At 36.0% G+C, this 12,554-nt stretch carries 9 protein-coding genes and 1 riboswitch; of the genes, 3 read left to right on the forward strand and 6 right to left on the reverse strand.

Annotation, left to right across the window (positions count from 1 at the left end; all coding sequences use genetic code 11):
- Positions 1–9: 9 nt before the first annotated feature.
- The 5 genes from R4Z10_RS12470 to gcvT all read right to left on the reverse strand — a co-directional run bounded on the left by R4Z10_RS12470 (position 10) and on the right by gcvT (position 6,303).
- On the reverse strand, positions 10–1,680 hold the full coding sequence (locus R4Z10_RS12470) for a formate--tetrahydrofolate ligase (protein ID WP_338469625.1): 1,671 nt from the start codon (positions 1,678–1,680) through the stop codon (positions 10–12).
- A gap of 144 nt (positions 1,681–1,824) precedes the next feature.
- Positions 1,825–3,309 (reverse strand): aminomethyl-transferring glycine dehydrogenase subunit GcvPB, encoded by a 1,485-nt coding sequence (gene gcvPB, locus R4Z10_RS12475; protein ID WP_338469626.1) that lies wholly within the window; start codon positions 3,307–3,309, stop codon positions 1,825–1,827.
- Complete coding sequence (gene gcvPA / locus R4Z10_RS12480; protein ID WP_338469627.1) at positions 3,302–4,654, reverse strand: aminomethyl-transferring glycine dehydrogenase subunit GcvPA; 1,353 nt, start codon at positions 4,652–4,654, stop codon at positions 3,302–3,304. The genes gcvPB and gcvPA overlap by 8 nt, the downstream gene beginning before the upstream one ends.
- A gap of 1 nt (position 4,655) precedes the next feature.
- Positions 4,656–5,039 (reverse strand): glycine cleavage system protein GcvH, encoded by a 384-nt coding sequence (gcvH, locus tag R4Z10_RS12485; protein ID WP_338469628.1) that lies wholly within the window; start codon positions 5,037–5,039, stop codon positions 4,656–4,658.
- A 148-nt stretch (positions 5,040–5,187) separates the two neighbouring features.
- Positions 5,188–6,303: a glycine cleavage system aminomethyltransferase GcvT gene (gene gcvT, locus R4Z10_RS12490; protein ID WP_338469629.1), complete on the reverse strand. Its 1,116-nt coding sequence runs from the start codon at positions 6,301–6,303 to the stop codon at positions 5,188–5,190.
- A gap of 353 nt (positions 6,304–6,656) precedes the next feature.
- Positions 6,657–6,761: riboswitch (glycine riboswitch) on the reverse strand.
- Positions 6,762–7,378: 617 nt separating this feature from the next.
- Between gcvT and R4Z10_RS12495 the strand changes: the two genes are divergently transcribed.
- Positions 7,379–8,572, forward strand: coding sequence for an MFS transporter (locus tag R4Z10_RS12495; RefSeq protein ID WP_338469630.1), 1,194 nt, complete (start codon positions 7,379–7,381; stop codon positions 8,570–8,572).
- A 495-nt stretch (positions 8,573–9,067) separates the two neighbouring features.
- Positions 9,068–9,754: a phosphoribosylaminoimidazolesuccinocarboxamide synthase gene (locus R4Z10_RS12500; RefSeq protein ID WP_338469631.1), complete on the forward strand. Its 687-nt coding sequence runs from the start codon at positions 9,068–9,070 to the stop codon at positions 9,752–9,754.
- 81 nt (positions 9,755–9,835) lie between these two features.
- On the opposite strand, the gene R4Z10_RS12505 is transcribed toward R4Z10_RS12500, so the two are convergent.
- A complete protein-coding gene (locus R4Z10_RS12505) occupies positions 9,836–10,444 on the reverse strand; it encodes an MOSC domain-containing protein (RefSeq protein ID WP_338469632.1) in 609 nt (202 codons plus the stop codon).
- A 540-nt stretch (positions 10,445–10,984) separates the two neighbouring features.
- On the opposite strand from R4Z10_RS12505, the gene R4Z10_RS12510 reads away from it, so the two are divergent.
- Positions 10,985–12,280, forward strand: a complete 1,296-nt coding sequence (locus R4Z10_RS12510; protein ID WP_338469633.1) for a HAMP domain-containing sensor histidine kinase — start codon at positions 10,985–10,987, stop codon at positions 12,278–12,280.
- The last annotated feature ends 274 nt before the right edge of the window (positions 12,281–12,554 follow it).

Genomic DNA, 12,554 nt, shown 5'->3' on the forward strand with positions numbered 1-12,554 from the left:
TCCTCCTAATTATGAAAGTCCGACGATTTCTCCACTATCAGTAATATCCATACCGTTAGCAGCAGGAACTTTCGGAAGACCTGGCATTGTCATGATAGATCCCGTTAATGCTACGATGAAACCAGCACCAGCATTTACTCTAACTTCTCTTACAGTAACGTTAAAACCAGTTGGTGCACCTAGTAATTTTGGATCATCAGAGAATGAGTATTGAGTTTTTGCCATACAAATTGGCATTTTATCTAAACCAAGGTCAGCAATTTGTTTGATTTGCTTCTTAGCTGCAGCTGTAAAGTCTACACCATCTGCACGGTAAATTTCAGTAGCAATTGTTGAGATTTTCTCTTCAATTGTTGCATCCACATCATATAATGGTGCAAAATTAGATGGTTTCGTTTCACAGATTTCAACTACTTTTTGTGCTAATTCAACTGCACCTTCTCCACCTTTAGCGAATACATCAGAAAGTACGATATCAATGCCTTTAGCTGATAATTTTTCTGTTAATAAGTTAATTTCCGCTTCAGTATCAGTTGGGAATTTATTAATTGCAACAACTGCAGGAACACCGAATTTATTAAGGTTTTCAATATGTCTTTCAATGTTTGCAATACCATCTTCAAGGGCTTGAAGGTTTTCAGCAGCAAGTTCAGTTTTAGCTACTCCACCGTTCATTTTAAGTGCTCTAATTGTTGCAACAATTACAGCTGCATCTGGATTTAATCCTGCAAAACGAGCTTTAATATCAAAGAATTTTTCAGCTCCAAGGTCTGCACCAAATCCTGCTTCTGTTACAACATAGTCAGCTAGTTTTAGTCCAACTCTTGTAGCCATAACTGAGTTACAGCCGTGAGCAATGTTAGCAAATGGTCCACCGTGAATAAATGCAGGTGTATTTTCAAGTGTTTGAACAAGGTTCGGCTTAATCGCATCTTTTAATAGTAGAGCCATTGCACCAGTTGCTTCTAAGTCTCCAGCTGTTACAGCCTCTCCTGATTTGTTATAAGCTACAACCATTCTAGATAATCTATCTTTAAGGTCGCTCATGCTTGTTGCAAGACATAGAATTGCCATGATTTCAGAAGCAACTGTAATATCGAAACCAGTTTGACGTACAAAACCATCTGGCTTTCCACCTAGACCAACAATTGTATTTCTTAATGAACGATCGTTCATGTCAAGTACGCGTCTCCAAACAATATTCTTTGGATCAATGTCTAGAGCATTCCCTTGATGTAAGTGGTTATCTAACATTGCAGCAAGTAAGTTATGTGCAGATGTAATTGCATGGAAATCACCTGTAAAGTGAAGGTTAATATCTTCCATTGGTACTACTTGAGCATAACCGCCACCTGCTGCTCCACCTTTAACTCCGAAAACAGGTCCTAATGATGGCTCACGAAGAGCTGTGATTGTTTTCTTACCAATTTTATTAAGTCCCATTGATAATCCAACGTTTGTTGTAGTTTTTCCTTCACCAGCTGGTGTTGGGTTAATCGCAGTGACAAGAATTAACTTGCCATCTGGCTTATCTTCTAAACGTTCTAATACATCTAATGATACTTTCGCTTTATATTTACCATATAATTCTAATTCATTATCTGTAATTCCAAGAGAATCAGCGATCTCACTAATTGGTTTTAATTCTGCTTCTTGCGCAATTTGTACATCAGTTTTCATGTTGTTTCCTCCAATTTCATTTCATACATTTTATTTTATCTTATAAATAGAAGTCATGTTTCTCAATAAACTTACATGATTCGGAATGAAGCGACAGAATAAAGAATAATTCTCTGTTCGGCTTCATTCCTTTTCAAAAAATATTTAAGCTTTTACAGTTTCTTTGCCTTGCTCTTCTTTTGTATAGCGTAATACAGGATTTCTTGCAGCCAACACTTCGTCTAAACGGCCAATTACCGTTGTATGAGGCGCTTCTAGAACAACTTCTGGATTTTCTTCTACTTCTTTTGCAATTTGAATCATTGCATCTGCAAAAGCATCCATTGTTTCTTTTGACTCAGTTTCAGTCGGTTCAATCATTAAACACTCTTCCACGTTTAATGGGAAGTAGATTGTTGGTGGATGGTAACCAAAGTCAAGCAGACGTTTTGCCATATCAAGCGTACGAACGCCTAGTTTCTTTTGTCTTGAACCAGACAAGACAAATTCGTGTTTACAAAGTTGTCCTTGATATGGTGAATCAAAGTATGGCTCAAGTCGTTTACGTAAGTAGTTCGCATGAAGAACAGCACCTTCAGAAACTTCACGTAAACCAACATTTCCTAATGTGCGAATATAAGTATAAGCACGAACATTAATTCCAAAGTTTCCAAAATACCCTTTTACTCGGCCAATCGATAATGGATAATCTGAATTTAGAACAAATTTATCGCCATCTTTTTCAACACGTGGTATTGGTAAGTAAGGAAGTAAAACCTTCTTAACTCCTACTGGACCTGAACCTGGACCACCACCACCGTGTGGGCCTGTGAATGTTTTATGAAGGTTTAAATGCACAACATCAAAGCCCATGTCGCCTGGTGTTGTTTTCCCTAAAATCGCATTGGAGTTTGCTCCATCATAGTAAAGTAATCCGCCTGCTTCATGAACTACTTCAGCGATTTCTTTAATTTCTTTTTCAAACAATCCAAGTGTATTAGGATTTGTCAACATTAAAGCAGCTACATCACTGTTTACATGTTTCTTCAACTCGTCTAAGTCAACTAATCCATTTTCATTAGATGGAATCGTAACGGTTTCATAGCCTGCTACAGTCGCACTTGCTGGGTTCGTACCGTGTGCAGAGTCTGGAACTAGTACTTTTGTACGGTTTTCACCTTTTTGCTCATGATAGGCTCTAACCATCATTAAGCCAGTCCATTCCCCTTGTGCACCTGCAGAAGGTTGTAGAGTTACTGCATCCATACCTGTAATCACAGCTAGCTCTTCTTGTAAGTTGTACATAAGCTCAAGTGCACCTTGAACCGTTTCAGTTGGCTGATCTGGGTGAATGCGGCTAAAACCAGCTAAACGAGCCACATCTTCATTAATTTTAGGATTGTATTTCATCGTACAAGAACCGAGTGGGTAAAAACCGTTATCGATTCCATGGTTTTTATTAGAAAGTGCTGTATAGTGACGAACAAGGTCTAGCTCAGCTACTTCCGGAAGTTCAGCTTCTTCATCACGAATCAAGTGTTTAGGGAACTTATCTTCTAAGTTTACACTGTCAACATCACTTTTCGGAAGGCTGTATCCAACGCGACCTGATCGACTGATTTCAAAAATTAGATCGTTATACTCAAGCATTTACAACCGCCTCCAATGCTTCTACAAATTGGTCAATTTCTTCTTTTGTACGTTGTTCAGTTACTGCAATTAGCATTTGTTTCTCTTGACCATAGTCATTACCTAAGTCAAAACCACCAATGAATCCTTTTGCAAGAAGCTTTTCATTAACTTCCTTAACAGGACGTGGAAGTTCTACAACAAACTCATTGAAGAATGGTGATTGGTTCAAAACAGTAAAGCCTTTGTTTTGAAGAGTTTTCGCCATATAGTCTGCCTTCTCAATGTTTTGCTGTGCCATTTCACGAATTCCATTCTTTCCAAGAGCTGACATAGCAATAGAAGAAGCAAGGGCATTCAATGCTTGGTTTGAACAAATATTAGATGTAGCTTTATCACGACGGATGTGCTGTTCACGTGCTTGTAGTGTTAATACAAATCCACGTTTGCCATTATCATCATGAGTTTGACCAACGATACGTCCAGGGATTTTACGCATGTATTTTTTCTTTACTGCGAAATATCCGCAATGTGGGCCTCCAAAGTTCATAGGGATGCCAAGTGGTTGCATATCACCGACCACAATGTCAGCACCTAATTTCCCTGGAGATTGTAAAAGTCCTAATGCTAGCGGGTTTGAACTAACAATTAAAAGAGCACCATTTTCATCAGCAATTTTCTTAATTTCAGCTAAATCTTCAATAGAACCAAAGAAGTTTGGATATTGAACAAGGACAGCTGCTGTATCTTTGTCGATTTGTGATTTTAATTGATCTAAATCCGTTACATCTGCAGAAAGACTTACTTCTTCTACTCCGTAGTTTTGTCCTCTAGCAACCGTTTTTAAAATCGAGCGTGATTGCGGATGAACTGCCTTTGAGATCAACACTTTAGAACGTCTTGCTGACGCAACCGCTAGAGAAGCAGCTTCTGCTAGAGATGTGAAACCGTCATACATAGATGAGTTCGCTAAATCCATTCCAGTTAATTCAGCAACCATGGTTTGGAATTCAAACATTGCTTGTAATTCCCCTTGGCTGATTTCTGGTTGGTATGGTGTATAGGCTGTATAAAATTCAGAACGTGAAATCATATGATCGACTACACTTGGGATGTAATGATCGTACGTACCTGCTCCCAAAAACATCGGATATTGATCTGCGTTCACATTACGTGCAGCCAGTCTATTCATTTTCTTCATTAAAATAGGTTCTGGATCTGCTTCAGGAATGTTTAATTCGCCTTTTAAACGAAGTTCGGATGGGATGTCTTCAAATAACTCTTCAATAGAAGACATACCTAAGAATTCGAGCATTTCTTTTTTATCTTGTTCTGTATCAGGAAGGTATCTAAAAGTATTGGTCATCTTATTCTTCTCCTTCGTTAACGAATGCTAAGTATTCTTCCTCGCTCATTAATGATTTCAATTCTTCTGTATTTGACAATTCAACTTCGACTAACCAACCAGCTTCAAGAGGTTGTTCGTTAACTGTTTGTGGAGCATCTTCTAATTCCTCATTAACAAGAACAACAGAACCTGAAACAGGTGAAACTAAATCAGAAACAGCTTTTACTGACTCAATAGAACCCATTGCTTCATTTGCTGTTACATCGTCGCCTTCTTCTGGGTTTTCAACGAACACGATATCTCCTAATGAATTTTGTGCATAATCAGAGATTCCGATTCTTACGCGATTTCCTTCTAATTGTTGTACCCACTCATGATCCTTGCTATATAGTAAATTTGACATTAAATATCTTCCTTTCAATAGTAAATTAATATTAATATATAAAATTGTTGGTAGAACACTTCAATTAGATCTGCTTACACAAAACTAAAGTGCTAACCTTCAATTAATTACCCTCATTTTTAGATCAATAACGTCTTATTGCAAATAATTATCCTCTTTTATAGAACGGAGTTTTTACCACAACAGCGTCTACTAATTTATTACGAACTTCGACTTTGATTTCAGTTCCCACTTTGGCATGATCAACTGATAATAAAGCAAGTCCAATACTTTTCTTTAATGTTGGTGATTGAGTACCAGATGTAATAACACCGATTTCCTCGTCCCCTGATGCTGAGAATACTTTATAGCCGTTACGAGGAATTCCTCTGCCTGTTATTTCAATTCCAGCAATACGACGTTTTACGCCTTCTTCTTTTTGTTTTGCAAGTGCTTCTTTTCCAATAAAGTCGCTTTCCTTGTTTACTTTAACAGCAAAACCAATTCCAGCTTCAAGTGGAGTAATGTCTTTTGAAAGCTCTTGACCGTATAGAGCAAGTTTTGCTTCAAGACGAAGCGTATCGCGCGCTCCTAGTCCACATGGTTTTAATCCATCTTCACTACCAGCTTCTAAAAGCTTATCCCATAGTTCAGCAACCTTATCAGCTGCTAAGTATAGCTCAAATCCATCTTCTCCTGTATAACCTGTACGGGATACAAGAACATCTGGAATCCCAGCAACCGTAACATTTTGCGCGAATTGATAAAACGCAATTCCAGTTAAGTCAATATCGGTTAGCTTTTGTAGAATGCTTTCTGCTTTTGGACCTTGGATTGCAAGTTGTCCTACTTGACTTGAAATATTTTCAAATTTTACGTCACCTTTAAGGTGTTCGTTAATCCAATCATAATCTTTGTCTACATTGGCTGCATTAGGTACAAGTAAATACTTTTCATCTTCTAACTTGTAAACAATCAAGTCATCTATTGTGCCGCCATCTGGGTAACATAGAACAGTATATTGCGCCTGGTTAATATGTATAGTGCTGATATCATTTGTTCCAATACTATTAATGAAGTTTTCAGCATCTTTTCCTTCAATAATAAACTCTCCCATATGGGATACATCAAAAAGTCCTGCAGCGTTACGAACAGCTTCATGCTCTTCTAAAATGCTAGAGAACTGCACTGGAAGTTCCCAACCACCAAAATCAATTACTTTTGCTCCATGTTTCTTATATGTTTCAAAAAGCGGTGTTCGCTTCAACTCTGTTTCTGTACTCATTATTACAACCTCCAGTTAGGATTTAATAGACAAAATCTCTTTATCAATTATTGTTAGTGTTTATGTTGACGCATTGCTCTAGTTGTTAACCTCACCCCTAAACATTCCAATAGTCACGAATATCAGCGTCTTTTCAGATATTCGTTCTATATTTTGCTACATAACTGCTTTTTTATGATAGTTAGTTCGAATTCCCTTTTTTTCCACCTTTTTGCACACAAAAAGGACAGAAAAAGGGGCAACTGTAGCTTTGATTCCCTTCTCTGTCCTTTTACCTGAGAGATTTACTCTATTTTAATTAGAGGTTTCCCCTTTGGTGTCGTTGTTACATATATACGCGCTCTCCAGAGTTGCGTCCTATTGTGGTTCTATTTACCTGAGAGTTTTGTTCCAAGGGTCTTTTTTGGAACTTGCTCCTTCGGTGGCTTCGTTGCTCTGCACTCTCCCACAATATTCATCCGCTATTATTCTATTGATTTTGTCTATATTCTTAGAATAATTAACATTCGACAAAAAGTCAAATACTTTTTAGAAGCGCTTACATTTTTTGAAAAATATCAATATTGTAAAATGTCGATAAAATTAATTAAATGTATAAGTTTGTCGCAATTTGTTTTAAAATGATGTTTAGTTGCTTAATGGTTTATCCGGATATCCACAATAAATCATTACTAGATCTATAAAAAAAATTTATAAATAAACCATCATCTTCTATTATTAAAATAACCCCAGATAAATACATTCATAAGTTTATGGAAGGAATAACAATATTTGTCATTATTTTTTTAGCTTGGTCATATCATACTAGTAACCACAATAAGTTTTTTGTATCACATGGAACTTAAGCGATCTACCTATATTTAGGAGGTCAGCAGATCACAGCGATCGTTCTGTCGTGACACTTAAACTTTCTTTGTGGTTTTTTTGATTTTAAATATTCACTGTATTTTACCTTCAATGTAACTTTTCTAAACCTCATGGTTAAAGCTTATATTAGTAGTCTTTTTAATTGTTTAACCCATTTATTAGAGCTATAATGAGGTGTCTTAGAATAATAAATTAAGTGAAAAGAGATATGTGTATGAAGTTTTCAAAAAAATTAGCTTTATTTATATTAATCGTCGACATGTTCCTCACTTTTAGTGGAGTTGGCCTAGTCGTTCCGATAATGCCGCATTATTTAAAGTCCTTTGGAGCTGCCGGCCAGGCGCTAGGCTTTATCATTGCGATTATGTCTTTGGGGCAGTTCATTTTTTCACCTGTTGCCGGGAATTTATCTGATCGACATGGACGTAAAAATCTAATCGTTTTTGGTCTATTGATAAATGGCCTCTCGCAAATCACTATGGGTCTATCAACAGAACTTTGGATGCTATATCTCAGTCGGTTTTTTACAGGAGTTGGTTCTGCCTTTATTATTCCTCCTGTTATGGCCTACGCTGCAGATATTTCATCAAAAGAGGAACGCGGAAAGGTGATGGGCTGGATTGGCGCAGCTATTTCATTAGGTTTTATGATTGGGCCAGGAATTGGTGGTTTTTTATCTAATGTAAGTATCCACTTTCCCTTCTATTTTGCAGGTAGTGTAACAATTGCAGCTGGAATTCTTTCTTTCCTCATTCTTCCAGCCGTCAAACCAGTAATCACTGAAATTTCTACTAAAGGCGATAACCTTATTAAACAGATGACCCGCTCTTTTAAAACTAGTTATTTTGTGTTACTAATTGTCGTATTTGTATTCTCATTTGGGATTGCAAATTACCAGTCCACTTTAACGATGTATTTAACGTATCATTTTAATTACACGCCAAGTGATATTGCGATTGTTATGACCTTCGCTGGTTTTATCGGTGTAATTGTACAAGGTTTTGTTATTAATAAATTGTTTACAATGTTCGGTGAGATGAAGATCATATTGTTTAGTCTACTCGTTGCCGCCATTAGTCTTTATGGGCTTTTATTTGTCAGCAACTATTTTCTTATCATATTTGTTACTACCGTATTCTCAACGGCTACTACATTAATTCGTCCAGCGGTTAATACATTGATTTCAAAAACAGCAGGTCGTGAACAAGGATTTGCCGCTGGTATGAATAATGCCTACATGAGTCTAGGTAGTATGATTGGACCTGCATTAGCAGGTACTTTATTTGATTGGCATATGAGTTTGCCTTTTACATTTGGTGCTATTATTCTGCTGAGTTGTTTCTTCTTAGCTTATAGATGGGCAAAAAAGGCCGCTGCCAATCAACAGCTACCCTCTTCATAAATAATGATAGATTTACACAAATAGGCGTGTCTCTTTTGGAGATACGCCTATTTGCTTCTTATGTGGATGAGATTGTTCACGAAATAAGTTATTATGCGTTTCAAATCAACATCCTTTTCGATCTTTATTTCATAATATTATGAACCACCTTGGAGAAAATAAACGAAGTTAGGTGTCAGGACTCATTGATAATTTGAGGGTATCCAACAAGGGTTAAAATAACGAACATTTTTATCTGTAACTCTTTTAAATATTCGTGTATAATAAAGTATAACTTTCATCAAGGGGTTTTTTCATTCCATTGATGAAAGGGTTAAGGCCACATGAAGCTGGTCACACAGACGTTGCCGCAGACGTATTTAGTCTGTGTTCAACTTACAGAGCTTTACGGGCAGTTGACTTCCACTATCTTTTATAATTGTACTCGGATTTTGAGGTGAGGGTCTTACTGCCTTTTAAGCCTGATAAAAATACATTACATAAGGAGGGCACGTCATGGAATTACTTTATAAAGGAAAAACTAAAGATGTATATAAACGAGAAGATGGCCACTATTTACTTAAATTTAAAGATGATGTTACAGGAGAAAATGGAGTATTTGATCCTGGTGCGAACACAGTAGGTTTAACAATTGAAGGAGCTGGACTTGCTGGGTTACGTCTAACCTCCTATTTCTATTCTAAACTAAACGAACAAGGTGTTCCAACTCACTATGTGGATGCTAACTTTAAAGATGCAACGATGACAGTCAAACCTGCCTCAGTGTTCGGGAATGGGTTAGAAGTGATTTGTCGCTTTAAAGCAGTTGGAAGCTTTTTACGACGCTATGGTGCCTATGCTAAAGAAGGACAAGACTTAGACGCATTCGTCGAGGTAACCATTAAAGATGACGAGCGCCAAGACCCTCCAATCTCTGCAGATGCTCTAGATATGCTCGGAATTTTGTCATTAGAAGAATATGACGTGTTAAAGCAACGTACGATTGAAATTTCTAAATTTGTTGAATCAGAGCTTGCAAAAAGAGGGTTAACTCTATATGACATTAAATTAGAATTTGGCCGTGACGCTAACACAAATGAGATCATCTTAATTGACGAAATTTCCGGTGGAAATATGCGTACATATAAAGGCGATACTTATATTGAACCACTAGAACTTGAGAAAATTATGCTCGCTGAATAAGAAAATTTAAAAAGCCATGGGAGTTCCCTTGGCTTTTTTACAACCTAATTCGCTATACACCATTCATTTATTAAAAATAAGCTATTCATTTGGTCCAACAAGGCGATTACGATTATTTTCTTCTTCTTCACCCCGTATTCTTTTATTTAATGTACTTCGCCAACTTTGCGCGAGAAGTTCACATTGAGCTAGTCTAGCGGATCGTTCTAAATTCTGCTTTTGATTATGCATAATATCATTACAGATAGAGAGGCTCCATTCAGGATATGGCCTTTCTAAGAGCTGAAAATGATCTCCTGCCTGTATATACCCTTCTTTCAAAACGCGAAAATACCAACCTGTTCTCCCTTGTTGTTGGACTTTAAGGCTTAATTCTTTTATTTTCCAGCGGCGCGCGGGCTTCCAACACGGTTGTCTTGGCTGTGACATTTGGACAATCACTTCTCCTAGTTGAAAAACATCCCCAATACATACATCCGCTTCAGTTAAATGAAGAACTGCTAAATTTTCACCAAATGCACCAATCGTAAAGTCGGGCCTTTGTAATGTTTTTTGCCAGAATGGATAATGAGAAACTGGATAAACAAATAGTGCCTTTTCCAGGCCATCGTGATGTTTTAAATCAGCTTGACCATACCCTTCAAGTTTCGTTTTACCTGCCCAGATTTTTCCTTTTACAGGATGCTTCACAATTCCACTATTCCATTAACGGTTCATTGGCTCATCGGCATCTTGTACTCCATGTGTGCGCGGCATACCGACCCTAATTTGTTGGATCATTGGCTGACTCATTGTTTCAACTCCTTAAAACCCTCTAATCACTTATTTGTAATTTAAGAAAAAAGAGAAATTTGAATTTCTTTTTCAAGGATTTTTTTGAAAACTTCAATTAAAATACTATCATTAGTATTACTTAATCGTTTACAATGGAGTAGAAGGTTTACTTATATTATTTTAATATAGAAGAAAGAACTATGTTAATTGTTACATGATAACCGTTTTCTGTACGACTAAATAAAGCCAATAAAAAATTACATTTAACTTAATCAGAGAGAGCGTGCACTAATTAGATTGAATTAATTAGAATCTTTTCTTTGTTTTAAGAATCAAAAATTTCTCCATTGACATAATGTTTATTAATTAATTCTACCAATTATACTAGCGTAATAGTTTATAACTTGATATTATCTTACTATCATATTATTTCAAATATAAGGACATGACACAAACATGGATATTGTTACAAAAGATTTATTGATCAGCTTTTTATTTATTTTACTCGCTCTATGTATATTGCAAATTATATACATGGCCATCTATGTTTACCGAGCAAAAGAGTTAAAGGGTTGGTTAATAGCTTTATTCCCTATATTAACTCTAGTAATATGTATGGCATTTCCGTTATATGCTAACGGAGAAAACATCTGGGATTTACGGTATATCCCATTTATTGTAGGGGGGTTATACGGTGGTTATAAATTAGGAACCATTCAAATAGCTACTGCCCTTTTTATTCGCTACATATTAGGTGGTAGTGGCTTTTATGCAGGCTCAGCCGTCATTATTATTGTCGGCATTGCCGTTTGTATTCTTTCTAAACAATATTTAAAAATGACTTTGAAGCGAAAACTATTCTTATCAGTATCAATATTAGTTATTGGGATCACCATATCTCAAATATTGGAATCCACTTTTTACGCGGATCATTTAACAGGTCTTCTTCTCTTTGAATTTTATAGTATTAATATTTTAGGTATTATCATTTCAATCATTCTATGGGAAGGCATTCGGACATACTCTAAATTATTGCAAAACTTAATAAAAGCTGAAAAGTTACAAATGGTTAACCATTTAGCAGCCAGTATTTCTCATGAAGTCCGTAACCCTTTAACAGTAAGTAGAGGATTTTTGCAATTATTATCCGAAGATATTTCCCCGGACAAAAGAAAGGAATTTGTTGGTATTGCTATAAAAGAATTAGATCGCGCTACTGATATCATCAATGATTATTTAACCTTTGCTAAACCAGCAATAGAAAAAAATGAAAAAATTCATATCGTTGATGAAATAGAACAGGCCATTAATGTTATTTCTCCTTTAGCCACTATGAATGGAGTGGAAATAAAGCAAACCTTGAATAATCAAAAGGAAGATCCATTGATTATTTTGGGTGAAAGAAAAAAATTCCAACAATGTCTAATCAACATTATGAAAAATGGAATTGAGTCCATGGAGTTAAATGGCGGTGAACTCCATATTCACTTAACTACTTTCAAAGATACCGTCAATATTAATATAAGTGATCAAGGTGTGGGGATGTCACAAGAACAAATCACCCGCCTCGGTGAACCTTATTTTACAACAAAAGAAAAAGGTACTGGCCTTGGAATGATGGTCTCTTTTAGCATTATTAAAGGAATGAATGGCACCATTGATGTAAACAGTGAAATTGGAAAAGGTACAAATTTTAAGATCAACCTCCCTATCTTTCAGGTGCCAGACACCATTGAAAATTTGAAAAATTAAATTCAAATAAATTAAGGGTATCCAAGAAGTTATGAATATAAAGTTTTGGATACCCCTTTTTGATTTTTATACACTTATTTGTACTTTAAATAATAACATTAGATTATGCACTTTTACTTTAATCTTGAGATCATTTGAACATGAATTTAGCATTTTTATTTCCAATAATAAAGAAGCCTTACCTACTGATATTTAAAAATCTATGATTAAAATTGATTGATTATTTTAATTACAATGTATATTATAGTAGGAATAGTAACAAACCTATTATTGT

It is taken from the genome of Niallia sp. XMNu-256 (genome assembly GCF_036670015.1).
Classification (GTDB): Bacteria; Bacillota; Bacilli; order Bacillales; family Cytobacillaceae; genus Bacillus_BD.

Bases quoted from the DNA above. Each gene is read 5' to 3' on its own strand.
- gcvPA (WP_338469627.1), bottom strand. From the start codon at position 4,654: ATGACCAATACTTTTAGATACCTTCCTGATACAGAACAAGATAAAAAA.
- R4Z10_RS12510 (WP_338469633.1), top strand. From the start codon at position 10,985: ATGGATATTGTTACAAAAGATTTATTGATCAGCTTTTTATTTATTTTA.
- R4Z10_RS12495 (WP_338469630.1), top strand. From the start codon at position 7,379: ATGTGTATGAAGTTTTCAAAAAAATTAGCTTTATTTATATTAATCGTC.
- R4Z10_RS12470 (WP_338469625.1), bottom strand. From the start codon at position 1,680: ATGAAAACTGATGTACAAATTGCGCAAGAAGCAGAATTAAAACCAATT.
- R4Z10_RS12500 (WP_338469631.1), top strand. From the start codon at position 9,068: ATGGAATTACTTTATAAAGGAAAAACTAAAGATGTATATAAACGAGAA.
- gcvT (WP_338469629.1), bottom strand. From the start codon at position 6,303: ATGAGTACAGAAACAGAGTTGAAGCGAACACCGCTTTTTGAAACATAT.
- gcvH (WP_338469628.1), bottom strand. From the start codon at position 5,039: ATGTCAAATTTACTATATAGCAAGGATCATGAGTGGGTACAACAATTA.
- gcvPB (WP_338469626.1), bottom strand. From the start codon at position 3,309: ATGCTTGAGTATAACGATCTAATTTTTGAAATCAGTCGATCAGGTCGC.